The sequence below is a fragment of the Nakamurella aerolata genome, from assembly GCF_013002705.1.
Classification (GTDB): Bacteria; Actinomycetota; Actinomycetes; order Mycobacteriales; family Nakamurellaceae; genus Nakamurella; species Nakamurella aerolata.
In genome coordinates, this window is the sequence record NZ_JABEND010000008.1 from 107,618 (window position 1) to 125,191 (window position 17,574).

A 17,574-nucleotide genomic window follows, 5' to 3' on the forward strand; every position below is an offset into this window, starting at 1 on the left:
CCTCCGAAGGGGTGACGGGGGTTGTCAAGCAACTCCGCGTCAGGCGAAAATGGCGTTTCATGTTCGCAATGGTGCGGACCTGTTGACCCGGAGGTTGCCCCGATGCCCGGATCCCCCCGACGCTTTTCCCCGCCGCCTGGCGGCTCGGCCGGCAGCGGTCTGCCCCGCCGGGTGCGCCCGCGCTGGCGGGCACCGATCACCATGGCCACCGTCTTCGCCACCGGCGCCGCGGTCGGCCTGCTGGCCGCGCAGGGCGGCGGTGCCACCGGAACCGTGGCCGGCCCGGCGATGGCGGCGGCGCCCGAGTTGGCCAACGGCAAGGACCCGAATGCCACCGTGCTGTCCGGCGGAGCGCAGTGGTGGATCTGGTCGCCCGGACCGGGCGAGCTCGGCGCCAACCCGCAGGCGTTCTCCTTCGATCAGGTGGTGAACGGCAAGAGCGTGAAGCGGGTAGGGGTCGGCATCGTCCGCAACGAGGACACCCCGGACGCGTCCCTGGCGACCAAGTACCTGATCTCGGAGAACAGCGGCCAGATCTTCAACGACTACTCGGGCCTGCCCTCCAACTTCTCGATGGTGGCGCCCTATCGGCTGCGCAACGGCGATGTGCTGTCGTCGAACTTCGTACCAACCGCCAACGGTGACGGCACCGACGGCTTCGCCATGTTCCGCTCGTCCGACGTCGGGAAGACCTGGACCGAGTACCGGGCAAAGATCGTCGAAGACAAGTGGCAGTTCGGCTGGTACCGCATCCACCGCGACATGCTCGAACTGGACGACGGCACGCTGCTGCTCGGGGCCTACGGCAACGGCACCGTCAACGGCGTCCGGAAGGGCTACTCGCTGATCCTGCAGTCCACCGACGGCGGCAAAACCTGGACCCAGCGCTCCGCGGTGAACGGCGGAACCTCCTACTCCACCAACGAACTCGGCTTCGGCCGCACCTCCGACGGCAAGCTGGTGGCGCTGATGCGCGGTGACGAGCCGGCCCCGCGTCCGCCCGCCATGCCGCTCACCCAGGCCTTCTCCGACGACGACGGCAAGACCTGGCGCGACGTCAAGCCGTACGTGCCGCCCGCCGGGTTCCCGAACAACGGCATCATGCCCAAGCCGATGCTGATGCCCAACGGCCAGCTGCTGCTCACCTACGGACGTCCGGACAACAACGTGGTGGTCTCCCGCGACGGCACCGGCCGCACCTGGGACGAGGGCAACATGCTGTATTCGCGGTATCCGGGCGAAGATCCGCTGCGGCGCTGGATGGGGTCGAGCGGCAACATGGACATCGTCCAGCGCACCAACTCGACCGCGCTCGCGTTCGGCGACCGCTGCCACAACGTCTGGATGTGCCGGGAGTACAGCCACGACAACGCGGTGTGGGCCAAGGTGGTTGACGCCAAAGGCCCCAACATCGGCAAGATCGACCTGATCACCAAGGCCAACGAAGGCGTGGTGAAGGTGTCGGGCAGTGTCGCCGCTGCCGACGCCCGGTTCCCCGAGCAGCGGCTGCAGGGCGCGATCGACGGCTCCGGCGAGTACCGCGCCGCCGCCAGATTCTCCGATCGCGCCGCCGCCGCCCGCGGGTTGACGGTGGAGTTGGACAAGGCGTACCCGATCAACCGGTTCGGTCTGATGATGGGCAAGGGCGAACCCGGCGCCGCAAAGGTTCAATTCTCGATGGACGGGAAGACGTGGGGCCGGCCCGTCCGCACCGGGATGCGCACCGATTACGCCATGCGCTACAACGACTTTGCCCCGCAGCAGGCGAAGTTCGTCCGGATCACCGGAGACGGCACCACCCCACTCACCGCTGTCACCGAGCTGGAGCTGTACGCGGCGGGCACCTACACCTTCGAGAACGACGCCGTCGGCAGCATCCCACGCGGGCTCAAGGACACCCGCTACGCACTGACCGCCGACGTCGGCAACGTGCCGTACTACCAGCACTCCAAGACCCGGCTGGCGCTGCAGGACAACGACCAGACCGCACGCGCGCAGGCCACCATCCCCAACCCGACACCTGGTGCCACCCAACAGATCTCGTTCGGCTACGAGGGCTGGGGCTACGGCTCCGGCGCCATCTGGGAGATTCTCGGCAAGGACGCCTCCGGTAAGGAAGTGGTGGCCGACCGGCTGCTCTTCGCGCCGGTCTACAACCCGAACCGGCACGTGGTGAAGCAGTGGGACGGCGCGGCCTGGCAGGTGATCGGCGAGGCCGGCCCGTTCGTACCCAACAAGGGCTGGATGACGATCACCCTGAACTCCACCGGGCAGGGCACCACCATCACCAAGGACGGCACCACCATGGGCACCTCGAGCAAGCGGTTGGCGCAGGTCACGCAGTTCACCGGGCTGCGGGTGTTCACCGGGGAGAAACCCGAGGACGTCGGCAACATGGAGCACTCCTACGACGACATCACCTTCGGCGCGTCCTGAGCCTTGGCACCGAGCTCGCTGGGCCGGCTGAGCTGGCCAAAGGTGCCCCAGCCGCTACCCGATGCAACGGCCGCCTGCCCTACCCGGGCAGGCGGCCGTTCGCATTCGGCGCACCGGAGTTGGCAGACTCGACCCATGACGACGAGTGGCCGGGTGGTGCGCCCCGGCACCCTGCTGGTGGCCACCGGTGGGCTGCTGGATCCGACGTTCCGGCGCACCGTCGTGCTGATGCTGGCGCACGGCGAGGACGGCAGCCTCGGCGTCATCCTGAACCGGCGCAGCGAGACCGCCGTCCAGCAGGTGCTGCCGGGCTGGCAGCGGGTGGTGAGCCGACCGCGGGCGATGTACTTCGGCGGCCCGGTGGAGCCGGGGTCGGCGCTGTGCGTCGGGGTGCGCAGAGCCGGCACCAGCCTCGGCGACCCCGACGATCCGGTCGCCAGGGTGGCCGGCGAGGTGGACGCGCTGCTCGACCCGGTCGCCCCGCCGCTGGCCAGGGTGTCCGGCGAGCTGGTGCTCGTCGATTTGGACGCCGACCCGATCGAGGTGATGCCGCAGCTGCGCGGGCTGCGGATCTTCGCAGGGCACGCCGGCTGGGAGCCGGGCCAGCTCGAGCTGGAACTGGCCGAGAACTCTTGGCACATTGTCGATTCCACCGGCGACGACGTGCTCTCCTCCGGCTCGGACGATCTGTACTTTTCGGTGCTGCGGCGCCAGCGCATGCCGCTGGCCCTTGCCGCCTACACCCCGCTGGACCCCACGCTCAACTGAGCGGGCGCCGGCGCGGCGGCACGCGACATCAGCGTCCGCGGCCGCTGCTGGCCGGAACTGTGCAAGCCGGTCGGACGTTGACCCGCCGTGGAATTCTTGACGAGTCCAGAACTCTGGGTCGCCTTCCTGACACTGTTCGCGCTCGAGCTGGTGCTCGGCATCGACAACGTCGTGTTCATCTCGATTCTCACCGGCCGGCTGCCGGAAGAGGATCGCCCCAAGGCCAGGATCATCGGCCTGAGCCTTGCGATGATCATGCGGATCGCGCTGCTGTTCGCGGCGTCATGGATCGTCGGCCTGACCGACCCGATCTTCTCCATCGGCAGCGCCGAGGCGCTGGAGATATCCGGCCGCGACCTGATTCTGATCATCGGCGGCCTGTTCCTGGTGTACAAGGCCGTCACCGAGATCCACGAGAAGATCGAGGGTGCCGGGCTGCCGAACGAGGGGCACACCCCCGACTCCAAGTCGACCACCTTCGGCAAGATCATCGTCCAGATCATCCTGATCGACGCCGTGTTCAGCCTGGACAGCGTGATCACCGCGGTCGGCATGGTCGACGAGCTGGGCATCATGATCGCCGCCGTCGTGCTGTCCATCGGTCTGATGATGATCCTGGCCAACCGGATCGCCAGCTTCGTCGACGCGCACCCCACCGTGAAGATGCTGGCGCTGAGCTTCCTGGTGCTGATCGGTGCCACCCTGATCGGCGAGGGCTTCAACGTCCACGTCTCCAAGGCGATGATCTACGGTCCCATCGCCTTTGCCATCGGCGTCGAGGTGCTGAACCTGCGCTACCAGGCCAGGGTCGCCCGCAAGGCGAAGCGAGCGGCAGTGGGGGCGCGGTCCGACCAGCCAAGCTCTGAGCCGGCGGCTGCCGATCAGCGGGCGTCCGACCAGCGGGCGTCCGGCCAGTCCTGAGGCCACCAGCGGCGGTCCAGCCGTGCGCCGCTACAGCCGTGCGCCGGTACAGCCGTGTGCCGGACCGCCCTGGACAAACCTGGATACGACACCGGCCGCCGGAGCGGAACCTGGCGCAAGCGTGCGCGTCTACTAGAGCGAACTGATCATGCACGCGCTCGCCGGCGTGAGAAATCGATGCTCAGGCGAGGTTTCGGGAGGACACCATGCTCACCAGCCATCGCGCCGACGGCGCGGCCACCGCGGGCCGGCGGTCGCACCGCACGCTGTCGCGGACGCTCGGCACCGTCGCACTGGCGGTCGTCATCGGCGTCGGCACGGCCGCCTGCCAGGGCACGACGTCCGGGAGCGCCGCCCCGAACAACGGCACCGGCCTGGTGTCCGACCCGATGGGGCTCGGCGGCAAGGCAAACACCCAGCAGACGGGCGAGGGCAAGACCGCCGGTGGCGCCGACGCCAAGCCCACCGCCGGAGCCGGTGCCGGCAATGCGTCCGGTGCCGCCGAGCAGTCGCCGGCAGCGCAGACCGACGCGGCCACCCCGGCCGAGCCGGGCACCGCTCCCGCGGACAGCAAGGGCGCCGAGCCGACGCCCGCCGCCAGCAGCACGAACGCCGGCCGGCCGACCGATGCGGCCGAATCACCAGCGGCGCAGCCGACCGAGGTGGTGCGGTCCACCCACACCGTGCGCAGCACCGTCACGGCGACCAGCGCGACCAGCGCCAAGGCCGAAGCCGGGGCCGCCGGCGGCGCAGCCCAGCCGACCCCGGCTCAGGGTGGCGCGGCCCAGCCCACCCCCGCACAGGGCGGCCCGGCCCAGCCCACCCCCGCGGAAGGCCCCTCGGCCCAGCCCGCCCCCGCGCAAGGCGGCGCCGCCCAGCCGGTGAACGACACCACCATGCAGCCCTTCATCGGGACCGGCGAGGGCGGCGATCTGTCGGTCGCGGTGTCGCCGCTTGGCGTCGTGGTGATCACCGACCAGCAGGGCGGCGTCAGCGTCCTGCAGGCAAAATCGATCCGCGGCAACACTTTTGAGACAAAGGCGACCTACTCAACCAGGGGGCTCGCTGTCGGTCAGCCCAGCACCTTCACGTTCGATGAGGGTGCCGGCAGGCTGAGCACCAGCCGGGGGACCAGCTTCAACTTCTACCAGGGGCCGCCATCGGTGGGGTTTGACGCCATGGTGCGGACCTGGAGCGGGCACGGCCGCGGCCTTGAGATCGCCAAGAACGGCCAGGTGAAGCTCTCGCAGCGCGGCGAAACCCCTGACGCAGCACCGCAAACCGCTGAGGGCTTCCTGGTGAGCCCGGACGACGGCGCCAGCCAGGCGGTGCTGATCTACCTGTCCCGCACCGAGGCCTACAAGGTCGGCCAGAAATATCCGATCTCGATCAGCAACGGCGTTGTCGACCTGGACGGCAGCAAGTTCTGCGGCGACAGCAACCCCGATTACGTCTGCGGCGCATAGCTTTCGCGGCGTTCGTGCAGTTGGTGCCAGCCGTGCGCATGGGGGTGCGCACGGCGATGGGCACCGAGACTGCGCCGCGAAAAGGCTGCGGGTGACGACCTGACTGGGGGCCAGGTCGTCACCCGCTCTTGCTCTTGCGCTACCAGCGATCCGGGTACCGCGGATTCAGGTACTACTGATTCAGGTACTACGGATCCAGGTACTACGGATCCAGGTACTTCAGATCCGCGAACTCACTGATCCGCGAGTTTACTGATCCGCCGGCCACGCACCGTCGGGTGCGTCCTCGAAGAACAAGCCGATCTGTTCGGGTCCGGGGGCGAAGTGCTGGGCAGCCATCAGCATCAGCATCACGGCGCCCATCATGTCCGCCTCGTTGGCCGGTGCCGACTTGATCGCGCTCTCCTCGTCGGCCTCGGCGTCGGCCCAGGCGTCGTTGTCGATCGGCGGGAACGACTCGACCACGCTGAGCCAGGTGCCGTCCTCGTCCTGCAGCACGGAGGCTCGCACACACGGCGGCTCCAGTTCCATCAGCCCGGGACGGGCGAAGATCACCGACTCGCCGCGGCGCGCGGCCTGCACCAGCAGCTGCCGCAGTCGCTCCCTGAACTCGGGCATCGGCACCGGCAGCGAGGACTCGTCGAACATGGCGACGGGCCACTCGTCGTCGTCGATTCCCTTGAGCACCATGCGCTTTTCGTCCACCACCACACACTCGGCGGTGGTGCCCTCGCCGGCCTCGCGGCGGGGCAGGGTGCCGGCCGCGACCCGCGCGGACAGCTCCGGCGGCACGATCCAGATGACGCCGGTGCCCGCCGCGTCGTAGCTGGTCAGTCGGTTGCCGTAGGGCACGGCGACGGTGGTCAGCACCAGCGCTTCGCCGGTGGGTTCAACCGTCGCGGCCGGGTCCGGTGATCCCGAGGTCTCGTTCTGCCCGGTTGGCCCGGTGGGCTCCGTGGGCTCAGTGGGCTCGGCCGGTTGGCCGGCCGCCGGGTCGGCGGAGGTCTCGGCGTCGCTGCTCGGGTCCGGCTGGCGCGGCTGCTTGTCGGGGCCGGTGGCTGGCTGTGTCACGGCGTCAAAACTACCGGTCGTTGCGATCGCGGCAAGGTCGGGCCAGGCTGGTCGGACCGGGCTAGAGTGCCTGCACTGGCTGATGTCACGGCAACCGGCCAAGACACTGTGCCTGCCAGGCCGCGTCGGGGAGCACCGCCCGAGCACGTAGCACTCCGGAGGTTGCGATGCGTCCCCGCCCTGTCGTTCATCCCGTTCGTCGCTTCTGCGCCATCACTGCTGCCGGTGCGCTGCTGCTGAGCGGCTGCAGCAATGACGATTCGTCCAGTTCCGCTTCCACCTCAACTCCCACCGCCTCAACTCCCACCGCGGGTTCAGCTCCCCCAGCGGCGGGGGCGGCCGACTCGGCTCCGGCGGCGGGAGCGGCTGCCGGGTCGTCCGGCGCTGGATCGTCCGCAGCAGCGTCCGGCGCCGGGTCAGCAGCTGCGGCGGCTTCCAGCGATGCCGGCGCAGCCGCCGGGTCCGACATCGCGGGGTCCAGTGCCGCTGGGTCCAGTGCTGCCGGGTCCAGTGCCGCTGGGTCCAGTGCCGGAGCGTCCAGCGCAGCCGAGTCCAACGGTGCCGGGTCGAGCGCCGCGCCCAGCGCCGCGGGTTCGGCACCGGCAGCCGGGCCGGCGCAGCAGCTCACCGTTGGCGATGCCCGCGTGACGGTCTCCTGCAGCGGCACCGCGAAGGCAGGTCAGCCCACCGTGGTACTGCTGGCCGGAATGCCCGACCCGCTCACCACGTTCGCGTCGCTGCAGCGTTCCATCGCCAGCTCGGCCCGAGTGTGCAGTTACGACCGGCTGGGCGAGGGCACCAGCTCGAAACCCGCTGGCGACCAACAACTCTCGGAGATCGCCGACTTCTTGGCGAAAGTTCTCGCCGCGCAGCAGATCGACGGTCCGGTGCTGCTGGTCGGTCATTCGCTCGGCGGTCTGGTCGCCGCCGAGTTCGCCGCAACGCATCCGCAGCAGACTGCGGGGGTGGTGCTGGTTGACGCCACCCCGCCGTCGATGCAGCGGGCGGTGACGACGCTGATCCCGGCGTCGGCCGGTGACGTCGCCGGGGCGGTGCGCGGCGAGATGACGGCCCTGCAGAGCGGCCAGAATCCGGAACGGCTGGTGTACGACGGCACGCCGATCGGCAGCATCGGCGACATTCCCCTTGTGGTGATGCGGCACGGTAAGCCGGTCTTCGCCGCGGTACCGGAGTACGGCGCCGGCATCGAGAAGGCGTGGCAGCAGGGTCAACAACAGTGGCTCGAGCTGTCCACCGACAGCAGGATGGTGGTGGCCACCTCCAGCGGGCACTACATCTACCGCGACCAGCCCGACCTGGTGTACACCGCCGTCACCGACCTGTTGACCACGTAGCCGAACGAACGCCAGGTGCTTCCGGCCCGGATGGTGTCGACCAGCTCGGTCCGTTCGGCCCGGACCCGGCCGCGGATGTCGACGCCGCCGCGGCAGGCGGTCGGCGGCTCGTCACGTTCAGAGCGTTCAGTGCGTTCAGTTCGCGCCCTGTTTCAGGGCTTTCACCGCGCAGCCACCCGCACCACAGGCGCAACCGTCGCAGCCGGCGGGCCGGTCCTGCTTGGTGAGCGGGCGGGGCAGGGAGGCGGCGGCGCGCTGGCCGAGCGCGGCGGCCGAGCGCAGCAGCAGCATGCCGCCGACCAGCGCAACGGCGAACACCACGAGGGTGGCCGCCGTTGGCAGCCGGAGCGCGAGTACCAGCACCCCACCGAGGCCGAAGACCGCGGCGGCGGCCAACAGGATCGGAGCGGCGACCCGGTTGGCCAGCGCGAAGGCGTTGTCCGTCAGCTCCGAGGCTTCGGTGTGCACTCCGAGGCGGCCGCTGCGGCGCAACGTGCCGGCGCGCCCGCGCCATCCGGTGACCGCGGCCAGCACCGCCAACAACAGCAGCAGCGCGGCCAGCGGGACCGCCAGAAACCAGGAAACAGGCACCCGGCAATCCTAATCGGCCAGCCCGTTGGGGCTTTCGCCGTGATCCGCCGTGGTCCATGTCGCCGATCGGGGTCCGGTGGCGGTTTCGACCTCGAATCGCCCGGCGACGGGTGCACTGGCCGCCGATTCACGACATCGTCCGAGCCGGCCGCTGTCGGTGCCGCGGTGTTGCATGTGCGCCATGCCAGCCCAACCGTTGCTGCACGCCGACGCCGACGCGTTCTTCGCGTCGGTGGAGGCCAGGGACGCCCCCGAGCTGGCGGAGCGTCCGTTCGTGGTGCTGGCCGGCGACCATCCGATCGTGGCCTGCGCCAACTACCCGGCCAGGGCGTTCGGGGTGCGCGGCGGCATGGGCCTGCCGCAGGCGCAGCGGTTGTGCCCCGAGCTGGCCGCGGTGCCCGCCAGGTTCGCCGAATACGAACGCAGTTCGCGGCTGCTGCTCGAGCTGTTCGGGCAGCACGCCGCCGCGGTCGAACCCGGGTCGATGGAGGAGGCGTTCTTGGACGTCGGCGGCCGGGACGCGCTCGACACCGCCCGCCGGCTGCGCGCCGAGGTGCGCGAGCAGATCGGCCTTCCGTTGTCGGTGGGAATCGGCCGCACCAAGCTCATCGCCAAGCTGGCCAGTCGCCGCGCCAAACCGGACGGCCTGCTGGTGGTGCTGGGCAGCGCCGAGGCCAGGCTGCGCGATTCACTGGCCCTTGCCGACGTGTGGGGTGTCGGCACGGTGACTCGAGAGCGGTTGTGCGCCATCGGTATTCATACCCTGCGCGACCTCGACCAGGTGGACGAGCCGACGCTGGCCCCGGTGGTCGGCCGGGCCATGGCACGGCGGCTGTGCGGTATCGCCGCGGGCACCGACGATGCCGCGGTCCGCGCACCGGAACCGAGCCGGCAGTTGGCGGCCGAGCGTTCGGTGATCCCGGCCAGTCGCTCGGTGTCCGCGGTGCACACGGTCTTCGCTGCAGCGCTGCTCGGCGCCGGAGAACGGCTGCACCACCGTGGCGGGCTGGCCGGCCGCGTCGAGGTGCTCGTCACCTTCGACGACGGCACCACCACCGCGGTCCGCGCCAGCATCGATCCGACCGACGTGCTGGACGAGCTCGCCGCAACGGCAAGGGAGTTGTTGGACGGCACCGGTTTTGCCGCCGACGGCCGCGGCGTCCGCAAGGTGCGCGTCACCTACACGCTGCACCGGCCGGCGCCGCGCGACGAACGGCAACCGGCGCTGCCGTTCGGCTGACGCCGCGCCCACCGCTACCGTGAGCGACATGTCCGAGGATCTGACGGTCCAGACCCCGCACGGCCCTGCGCACGTGCAGCTCACCCCTGGCGATCGCGGCCTGCTCGTCCTCGGTCCGGGCGCCAGCGGCAGCGTCAAGGCCGGCGATCTGGCCGTCGCCCTGCGGGCCGCCGCCGAGCGCGGGCTCGCCACCGCCCTGGTGACGCCGCCCTACTCCGTCGCCGGCAAGCGGGTGCCGCCAAGGGGGCCGGTCGCCGACGAGGACTGGGTCGCGGTGGTCTCCGCGGTGCGTGAACGCTTTCCGAACGGTCCGCTGATCACCGGCGGGCGCAGCTTCGGCGCCAGGGTGGCCTGTCACACCGCTGCCGAGGTGGGCGCAGATGCGGTGCTGTGCCTGGCTTTTCCCACGCATCCACCCGGGCGGCCGGACAAGTCGCGGCAGGCCGAGCTGGACGCGGTGACGGTGCCTGCGCTGGTCGTCACCGGCGCCAGCGACCCGTTCGGCAATCCCACCGGCTCGGCAACCACCAGGGTCGAGGTGGTGCCGGGTGATCACGGCCTGAAGAAGGATCTGCCCGGGATCGGCACGCTGATCGGCAGCTGGCTGGACGAACGACTCGGCTGAGCGCCGGGTCGGGGTCAGCGCCGAGCCACCATCCGCAACCGGCCGCCGGCACCGGCAAACCCAAAACCCCGCCGAGATCCGGGCAACCGGCCAGCGGCGGCGATGATCTGCGGAGGGTCAGCCGGCCCGGTGCCGCAGCGACCACGGCCGCACCAGCACGGTGGCAAGCACCCGACCGTCACCCCGATCACCGTCTCCCACAAGCGTTCGGTGAGCAACGGACCCATCGGTCGCGCCAGCGCGAGCTGCCCCAGCAGCAGCGCCAACGGGGTGATGGCCACCATCGCCAGCGTGTAGTTGCGGCCGATGGTGAGCTCGACCACCCCCTGTAGCACCACGCCGATCAGCACGATCAGCAGCGGCGGCAGGGTGAACGACAGCAGGACGAGGGCAATCCCGAGGCCGACGACGGTGCCGAGGGTGCGCTGCACCCCTCTGGCCACCTGGCGGTGGATCGACGGCATGGCGATCGGTACCACCGCTGCCATCATCGACCAGTACGGATGCGCGCCGGCCAGCATTCTGGACAGCGCGCCGGCCACCACCACGGCACTGACAGCGCGCGTCACGTGCACCCAGAGCCGGTGCTGCACCACATGTCCGTGCTGGTGAGCGGACATCTTCTCGGACCCGAAGATCAGCTCCTCTGACCGTCCCAACAGCACGGTCAGCAGCCCGGTGGCGGCCGTCACCAGCACGCTCAGGCCCAGTCGGCTGGCGTCTGCCGGGATGCTCGCGCAGCCACCGACCGCGAACACCATGAACATGGCCAGCGGCGGGAACCAGCCGAACCGGTCGGTGAGCCAGGCGCCGACGCCGGCTGCGGCGGCCGCCGCCGGAATGCTCAGCAGTCCGCGCTCGGGGCTGATCGCCACCAGCGTCCCCAGCGCCACCCCCGCGGTCAGTACGCCGGTCAGGGCCAATTGGGTGCGCCAGCGGCCGGGCACCGGCAATCGTCCGCCGTATCCGGAGGGGAACGTGCCCAACGCCGCGGCCAGGCCCAGATCCAGTCGGCCGAAGGCGGTCAGCACCAGCAGCGAGGTGAGCAGGGTGATCGCGGCCCTGGCCGCCACCCGGTGCGCGTGCGGCGCCGGCGACATCCGTACCGTCTCGGTGAACACCGTCGAGAGATGTTTGCGCGGAGTGCTCGGGTGGATCGCGGTTGCCGGTGTCACCTGTCCATCGTGCTACTGCATGACGTATCAACGGAACCCGCAGACGGTGACGGTGGGAAATTTCACGTCATGTCGGCCGGCTTCTCTACCGTGGAACGCATGCCAGCCACCGCAACGCTGACCGCCGAGCAGCAGCACCTTGCCGACCGCACCATTGCCGCGCTGGCCGGCCAGGGCGCGCAGCTGCGCGACGATCAGCTCACCGCTGTGGCGGGGTTGCTGCAGCCGGCCGCCAGAGTATTGGTTGTGCAAGCAACCGGCTGGGGCAAGTCCGCGGTGTACTGGACCGCCACCGCGCTGCTCCGGGCGGCGGGAAGCGGGCCGACGCTGGTGATCTCGCCGCTGCTCAGCCTGATGCGCGACCAGGTCGCCGCGGCCGAGCGGGCCGGGCTGCGCGCCGCCACCCTGAACTCGTCCAACATTTCCGACTGGGGCGCCGTTGAGGCCCAGCTGGCCGACAACCAGCTCGATGTGCTGCTGGTGTCGCCGGAACGGTTGGCCAATCCGGGTTTTGGCCGCCGGGTGCTCGACAGTTTGCGAGATCGCTTGGGGCTCTTGGTGATCGACGAGGCGCACGCGGTGTCGGACTGGGGTCACGATTTCCGTCCCGACTACCGCAGGGTGGCCGACACCATCCGCGAGCTGCACCCGCAGACCCCGGTGCTGGCCACCACCGCCACCGCCAATTCCCGCGTCACGGCCGACGTCGCCGCCCAGCTGGGCGACCAGACGCTGACCCTGCGCGGCCCGTTGGCGCGCAGCAGCTTGCAGCTGTCGGTGATCGACGGGTTGACCCCGCTGCAGCGCTACGCCTGGGTGGTACAGCAGCTGCCCGAGCTGCCCGGCTCCGGCATTGTCTACACGTTGACGGTGGCCGACGCCGAGCGGCTCACCGAGGCCATCAGGCGCCGGCACGGCGACGCGGTCCCGGTCGCCGCCTACACCGGTCAGCTGCCAGGAGATCAACGTGAGCGGTTGGAAGAAGCGTTGCGCCGCAACGAGTTGAAGGCACTGGTCGCCACCTCGGCGCTCGGCATGGGATACGACAAGCCGGACCTGGGCTTCTGCGTCCATGTCGGTTCGCCGCCGTCGCCGGTGGCCTATTACCAGCAGGTGGGCCGCGCCGGTCGTGGCATCGAGCACGCTCCCGTTGTGCTGTTGTCCTCACCGTCCGACGCCGGCATCTGGGACTACTTTGCCACCGCATCCATCCCGGACGAGCGGGCGATGACGGAACTGCTGCGGGCGTTGCCGCAGCAGCCGGCCGAGCCGACCAGCGTGCCGGCGCTGGAGGCCGAGACCGGGCTCCGGCGTTCCAAGGTCGAACTGATGCTCAAGCAGCTGGCGGTCGACGGTGCCGTCGTTCGAGACGAATCAGGTTGGGCCGCAACAGGTTCACCATGGCACTACGACGGCGAGCACTATGCGTCGGTGGTCGCGGCGCGCGAGCGGGAGGCCGACATCATGCGCGAGTACGCCGGCGTCGGCGCCGGTTACGGGGTGCGCACCCAGGGCGAGCGGCACTGCCTGATGCAGCTGTTGCAGCAGTCGCTGGACGACCCGACCGCGGCGCCGTGCGGGCAGTGCAGCGTCTGCACGTCGGCGCTGCCCGGCGGTCTGGTGGCGCAACCGGATGCCGAGCTGGTCCGAGAGGTGGGCGGCGCGCTGCGCGGGCAGCGGCTGGTGCTGGAGCCGCGGAAGATGTGGCCGGGCGGGGCCTTCGGGGCGCGCGGACGGATTCCCGCCGGCCTGATGGCGGAGCCGGGCCGGATCCTCATCCACGCCGACGCCCCGGAGTGGCGCGAGGTGCTCGACCAGCTGCGCGCCGATCCGGATCAAGCGCCGGACGAGCTGGTGCAGGCGGCGGTGCGGGTGCTCGCCGACTGGCGCGGCGATTGGGCCGCTCGCCCGGAGTTGGCGGTGGCGCTGCCGGCCGCCGGGCAGCGCCGGCTGACCAGCGCGCTCACCGAGCGAATCGCCGATATCGGCCGGCTCGGCGCCGGTGCGCTGGATCTCGCCGAGTTGCCGAGCGCCGACCTCGCCTCACCGGACGAGGCAGCCGCCTGGCGCGCGTCCATCAGCGTCCCGAGCGAGCTGGACGTCGACGGCCGCAGCGTGCTGCTGGTCTGCGACGCGACCGCCTCCACCTGGCCGGTGACGGTGGCCGCCGCCGCACTGCGCGAGCGCGGCGCCCACGCGGTCCTGCCGCTGCTGGTGCACCGCCGCGTGGGGTGAGGTGGACAACTCGGATGCCTTGTGCTTGCCCGGGTTCGCGGGCATTCTCCAGGCTGGAGAGGCGATGCGGATGACCCGCACAGGCATTGAGCAGCAGCTGACCTTGCGGACTCTGCGAGTGACACCCGGTCGCGCATGCCCGCCGGGCGCACGAGAACAGCAGTGATGACCCGAGCCCCGGTGCGGATCCGCCAGGCAAGATTGGCTCCTGCTCGTCGTACCGACGAGGATTCCGCGGTCAGCTCGCCCTGCTCTCAGCGATATCGGCAAAAGGTGGTACGCTTCGTCAAGGTGTGATCCACGACACAAAGGTCGGAAGCTGGGGGTGCTGGACATGGTTGCCAAGGCTGCAGTAACTGTAGTAGCGCTGATCGGATTCTCGTTCCCATCGGTGGGGGGCTATGGGACCAGTCGAGGATCGGGTGCCGCGGCTGATGAGAATCCGGCCGATCGCAGCATTTCGACTCTGCTTGAGGCCACTGGACAGTCCACCGCCTCGATCTCTGACATAGGTGAATCTGCGAAACAATGCTCGGTGCCCCTCGGGCGTCGGACGGGTGGCTGGGCTTGCCCCACTAGTGGGGGAAGGGAATCGCGAGTCCGTGAGGCGACCCCAGCAGAGTCGCAGCAGGCACCTCTGGACCAGCGTCCATCGAGTGGGGGTAGCGCCTCGGCGTCCGCGTCCCCTTCATTGTCGTCTTACTGCATTGCAGGCGCAGGATGCTGGTATTACCACGATGGTACGAACGCCGAGATGTTGATCTCTGGAGTGCAATGGGATTACGGAAAAGCGGTTCTAGGACTTCAGAAGGGCGACCTCAAGTGGGCAGTTAGTGGCGGAAGCGCGGCCAATACTGCCCTACAGCGCGGCGACTATACATTTGGAAGAGCTGTTCAAGATGTTAAACTCGGGGGTGCGCTTTCAAACGCGGCAAAAGGGAAGCAGGGCTCGACAATACATGACTGTCCGGTAAGGTCACTTGGCAATGTCGCTTCGGTCGGTCGACTAATTATACCTACGAACGCCTGCCTGCTCAGTGACAAGAAGGCCTACGATCATACTATGGTCAGTACCATAACCTGGACTGCGGCCGGATATCCAGGAAGATGGTTCACTACGGTTTGTAGCATTGTTGCCCACAGTGGCAACCCAAGCGGTGGAATCTATCGCTTTCGAACTCCAGATAATCTATGTGGCGGACCGTTCCTATCTAGATGGTTCGGCTGAGATTGAATATCGAGAGTGTTTCTCTGCCGCTATCTGGCTCGACCCTCGAACTGTCCAGCGAGCTGTACGCTTGGCGGTTGTTTGCTCCTTGGCGCGGTCTGCAGGGCTGGCTGTCAATTGAGGACGACGATGTAACGAGTCATGCTCGATTCGTGACCCCGCAAGGAATAGTCTGGGTCGCGTATGGAGCTCTTTCCCGTGCGGGCGCGGTAAATGTAAAGTTGGACGGAGAGCCGTGTGAGGTTTTCCTTCTCGGAGGTCAAGTCTGGGCATCCGAGGTACTGAATCCGAGCCATGACCCTCTCCTCTGGGACATTAATGGAAAGCCCGAGCGGATTCCGACGGCATTTTGGGACGAGGTGGCGCTGCTTCGGAGCGAGTAGTGCTGCCTGCGATTGGGGTCCGGTGGGGCAGTTCGGCCTATCGATCCGGTACCTCGTACGTGTGCAGTTAGACGCCACCACGTCATCTTCTTCGTAGCCCGTGGTTGGGGTTGCAGGCCATGCGCGCTTCCGCGGAAGCGCTCCCGGTGGTGCGCCGGGTATTCAGCCCGTCAGCGCCGGCCGGAGCCGATCGGCCCAGCGCGCCCGGTCTGTCTACGGTGAGCAGGTGGATCCGGTTCTCGTTGTGCTGCGGGGCAATTCGGCTGCGGGCAAGTCGACGCTGGCCGGGGCGCTGCAGACAGAGCTGGGCCAGGGGACGGCGAACATCGGCCAGGACTATTTCCGGCGGCGCATCCTGCGCGAGCACGACGTTGCCGGCGGGGCGAACATCGGCTTGATCGCCGCCGCGGCCCGTCATTGCCTGAGGTCAGGCTGGAATGTGGTGCTGGAAGGCATCTTTCCCGCGGCGCACTACCGCGAGATGCTGCGCGACCTGGCGGCCTGGCATGGCGGGCGGAGCCGGTTCTACTACTTGGCCGTCGAGCTGGCGGAGTCGCAGCGCCGCCACGCTCGCCGCGAGTGGTCGAGCCAGGTGCCGCCGGAGCAACTGCGCGAGTGGTATCTCACCGACGACGTGCTCGACCTGGCCGGCGAACGGGTACTGAGCGCCCACCGCCGCACCGACGAGCTGCTGGCGGACATACTCGCCGACCTCGGCCCTGTCCCCCCGCCGACGCCCGAGCAGGTCGCCAACGCGCTGTAGTGCCGCGTCAGTTGGCGACGTAGGCGGTCCGCCACGGCGGCACCGGCCGGGCAACGGCCGCCAGCAGCGCAGCGGCGAGATCGCCTGTGGTGATGGAGTTTCCGCCTGATACCGGACGGTCAGGGTCCACCCGGTACTCGCCTTTGGGTGCTGCGTCACGCAGATACGGCGGGCGCAGCACCACGGCGTCGAGCTGCGGCCGGCGCTCCAGCTCGGTTTCCATCCGCTGCATGTCCCGGTACGACGCACCGAAGAAGCGCCACAGCATCGGGCGCACCAGAATTCGCTGCAGCCAAGGACTTTGCCGTGCCGGACCCACCGGGGTCGCGCTCACCACCGCCAATCGCCGAACGTCGTGACGACGCATGGCCTTGGCGATGTTGTACACGCCGGCCGAGTAGATGTTGGTCTCGGCGCGCTCCCGTCCGACGCCGACGGCGGAGATCACCGCATCTACTTCCGCAACGATCCGGTCCACCGCCTCGGCATCGCGCACGTCCGCCGCCCGCCATCGCACCGAACCGGCACCGCCAGCGCCCATAGCACCAGTCGCACCCGCCGCATCGGCCGCACCGGATGCCGGCCGGCCCGAGCGCGACACCGCGAGCACGTCGTGGCCCGCTCGCGCCGCCGCCTGCACCACCTGCCGGCCGGTACGGCCGCTCGCTCCGAACACGGCAATACGCATCTGATCTCCGCCGTCCCGTCGCCTTATTGTCACTTCCGGTGACAATACTCAGCCACAGCGATATTGTCACCATAGGTGACAGTCGTACAGTGAGCGGATGCCACAGGACTATCCGGCGTCGCTGTCGTTCCTGCTCTCCCAGGTGGGCGCCGAGGTGGCGCAGCGCTTCGCCGCCGATCTGCAAGCTATCAAGCTGACCCCACGGGAGTTCGCCGTCCTGCACCTGGTCGAGCAGCACGGCAGCCGAACGCAACAACAGCTCGCCGACGCTCTCGGCATGCAGCGCAACAACATGGCGACCACCGCCGACCAGATGCAGCGCGCCGGACTGATCACCCGGCGCCCGCATCCCGACGACGGCCGCGCCCTGCGGGTCGAGCTGAGCGCCGAGGGCCGCCGCCGACTCACCAGCGCCAGTGCTGTTGCCCCGCACCTGGACGCAACCCTCGCCGACCTGCTCAGCCCGCAGCAGCTCGGTCAGCTACGCCGCGCCCTGACCGCGCTGGCCGCCGGACTCGAACTGGTGCCCGGCGTGCACCCGCAGCTCGCGACGCCGCAGCCCCGCGCCCGACATGACTGACGGGAGCGGGGCTTCGCAGCGCCTGGGTGGCCGCAGCTGCGACCGACCG

Annotated in this window: 15 protein-coding genes; 10 read left to right on the top strand and 5 right to left on the bottom strand. The window is 69.4% G+C overall.

Annotation, left to right across the window (positions count from 1 at the left end; all coding sequences use genetic code 11):
- The first annotated feature begins 102 nt into the window (after positions 1 to 102).
- The 4 genes from HKD39_RS13920 (at position 103) to HKD39_RS13935 (ending at position 5,591) form a co-directional block, all read left to right on the top strand.
- The gene (locus HKD39_RS13920; RefSeq protein ID WP_171200484.1) at positions 103 to 2,436 is read left to right on the top strand and encodes an exo-alpha-sialidase; all 2,334 of its coding nucleotides are present in this window, start codon (positions 103 to 105) and stop codon (positions 2,434 to 2,436) included.
- A 135-nt stretch (positions 2,437 to 2,571) separates the two neighbouring features.
- Positions 2,572 to 3,204 carry a YqgE/AlgH family protein gene (locus HKD39_RS13925; protein ID WP_171200485.1) on the top strand — a complete coding sequence of 211 codons (633 nt, stop codon included), beginning with the start codon at positions 2,572 to 2,574 and terminating at the stop codon, positions 3,202 to 3,204.
- A gap of 87 nt (positions 3,205 to 3,291) precedes the next feature.
- Positions 3,292 to 4,125, top strand: a complete 834-nt coding sequence (locus HKD39_RS13930) for a TerC family protein (RefSeq protein WP_171200486.1) — start codon at positions 3,292 to 3,294, stop codon at positions 4,123 to 4,125.
- A 206-nt stretch (positions 4,126 to 4,331) separates the two neighbouring features.
- Positions 4,332 to 5,591, top strand: coding sequence for a hypothetical protein (locus HKD39_RS13935; protein ID WP_171200487.1), 1,260 nt, complete (start codon positions 4,332 to 4,334; stop codon positions 5,589 to 5,591).
- 249 nt (positions 5,592 to 5,840) lie between these two features.
- Here the strand turns inward: HKD39_RS13935 and HKD39_RS13940 are convergent, their stop codons facing one another.
- Both HKD39_RS13940 and HKD39_RS13945 read right to left on the bottom strand, forming a co-directional pair.
- Positions 5,841 to 6,662 (bottom strand): hypothetical protein, encoded by an 822-nt coding sequence (locus HKD39_RS13940; RefSeq protein WP_171200488.1) that lies wholly within the window; start codon positions 6,660 to 6,662, stop codon positions 5,841 to 5,843.
- A 187-nt stretch (positions 6,663 to 6,849) separates the two neighbouring features.
- Positions 6,850 to 7,329, bottom strand: coding sequence for a hypothetical protein (locus HKD39_RS13945; protein ID WP_171200489.1), 480 nt, complete (start codon positions 7,327 to 7,329; stop codon positions 6,850 to 6,852).
- On the opposite strand from HKD39_RS13945, the gene HKD39_RS13950 reads away from it, so the two are divergent.
- Positions 7,307 to 8,017, top strand: coding sequence for an alpha/beta fold hydrolase (locus HKD39_RS13950; protein WP_171200490.1), 711 nt, complete (start codon positions 7,307 to 7,309; stop codon positions 8,015 to 8,017). The genes HKD39_RS13945 and HKD39_RS13950 overlap by 23 nt on opposite strands.
- A gap of 135 nt (positions 8,018 to 8,152) precedes the next feature.
- On the opposite strand, the gene HKD39_RS13955 is transcribed toward HKD39_RS13950, so the two are convergent.
- Positions 8,153 to 8,608 carry a hypothetical protein gene (locus tag HKD39_RS13955; protein ID WP_212754565.1) on the bottom strand — a complete coding sequence of 152 codons (456 nt, stop codon included), beginning with the start codon at positions 8,606 to 8,608 and terminating at the stop codon, positions 8,153 to 8,155.
- Positions 8,609 to 8,789: 181 nt separating this feature from the next.
- Here HKD39_RS13955 and HKD39_RS13960 point away from each other — a divergent pair, with 181 nt between their 5' ends.
- Positions 8,790 to 9,848, top strand: a complete 1,059-nt coding sequence (locus HKD39_RS13960) for a Y-family DNA polymerase (RefSeq protein WP_171200491.1) — start codon at positions 8,790 to 8,792, stop codon at positions 9,846 to 9,848.
- Between the two features lie 28 nt (positions 9,849 to 9,876).
- Positions 9,877 to 10,473, top strand: a complete 597-nt coding sequence (locus tag HKD39_RS13965) for an alpha/beta hydrolase family protein (protein WP_171200492.1) — start codon at positions 9,877 to 9,879, stop codon at positions 10,471 to 10,473.
- Between the two features lie 14 nt (positions 10,474 to 10,487).
- Here HKD39_RS13965 and HKD39_RS20605 read toward each other — a convergent pair whose 3' ends face one another.
- Entirely contained in the window at positions 10,488 to 11,648 is a 1,161-nt protein-coding gene (locus tag HKD39_RS20605) for an FUSC family protein (RefSeq protein WP_171200493.1), read from the bottom strand.
- A 99-nt stretch (positions 11,649 to 11,747) separates the two neighbouring features.
- Between HKD39_RS20605 and HKD39_RS13975 the strand changes: the two genes are divergently transcribed.
- Together HKD39_RS13975 and HKD39_RS13980 are read left to right on the top strand one after the other, a co-directional pair.
- On the top strand, positions 11,748 to 13,883 hold the full coding sequence (locus HKD39_RS13975; protein WP_212754566.1) for a RecQ family ATP-dependent DNA helicase: 2,136 nt from the start codon (positions 11,748 to 11,750) through the stop codon (positions 13,881 to 13,883).
- A gap of 1,711 nt (positions 13,884 to 15,594) precedes the next feature.
- On the top strand, positions 15,595 to 16,257 hold the full coding sequence (locus tag HKD39_RS13980) for an AAA family ATPase (protein ID WP_425488459.1): 663 nt from the start codon (positions 15,595 to 15,597) through the stop codon (positions 16,255 to 16,257).
- A gap of 7 nt (positions 16,258 to 16,264) precedes the next feature.
- On the opposite strand, the gene HKD39_RS13985 is transcribed toward HKD39_RS13980, so the two are convergent.
- Positions 16,265 to 16,945, bottom strand: a complete 681-nt coding sequence (locus HKD39_RS13985; RefSeq protein ID WP_171200496.1) for an NAD(P)-dependent oxidoreductase — start codon at positions 16,943 to 16,945, stop codon at positions 16,265 to 16,267.
- A gap of 97 nt (positions 16,946 to 17,042) precedes the next feature.
- Here HKD39_RS13985 and HKD39_RS13990 point away from each other — a divergent pair, with 97 nt between their 5' ends.
- Positions 17,043 to 17,525, top strand: coding sequence for a MarR family winged helix-turn-helix transcriptional regulator (locus tag HKD39_RS13990; protein ID WP_171200497.1), 483 nt, complete (start codon positions 17,043 to 17,045; stop codon positions 17,523 to 17,525).
- Positions 17,526 to 17,574 lie beyond the last annotated feature (49 nt).

What these genes read in the sequence shown, in the direction of transcription:
- HKD39_RS13975 (WP_212754566.1), top strand. Translation starts at nt 11,748, where the DNA reads ATGCCAGCCACCGCAACGCTGACCGCCGAGCAGCAGCACCTTGCCGAC.
- HKD39_RS13960 (WP_171200491.1), top strand. Translation starts at nt 8,790, where the DNA reads ATGCCAGCCCAACCGTTGCTGCACGCCGACGCCGACGCGTTCTTCGCG.
- HKD39_RS13965 (WP_171200492.1), top strand. Translation starts at nt 9,877, where the DNA reads ATGTCCGAGGATCTGACGGTCCAGACCCCGCACGGCCCTGCGCACGTG.
- HKD39_RS13985 (WP_171200496.1), bottom strand. Translation starts at nt 16,945, where the DNA reads ATGCGTATTGCCGTGTTCGGAGCGAGCGGCCGTACCGGCCGGCAGGTG.
- HKD39_RS13990 (WP_171200497.1), top strand. Translation starts at nt 17,043, where the DNA reads ATGCCACAGGACTATCCGGCGTCGCTGTCGTTCCTGCTCTCCCAGGTG.
- HKD39_RS13920 (WP_171200484.1), top strand. Translation starts at nt 103, where the DNA reads ATGCCCGGATCCCCCCGACGCTTTTCCCCGCCGCCTGGCGGCTCGGCC.
- HKD39_RS13935 (WP_171200487.1), top strand. Translation starts at nt 4,332, where the DNA reads ATGCTCACCAGCCATCGCGCCGACGGCGCGGCCACCGCGGGCCGGCGG.
- HKD39_RS13925 (WP_171200485.1), top strand. Translation starts at nt 2,572, where the DNA reads ATGACGACGAGTGGCCGGGTGGTGCGCCCCGGCACCCTGCTGGTGGCC.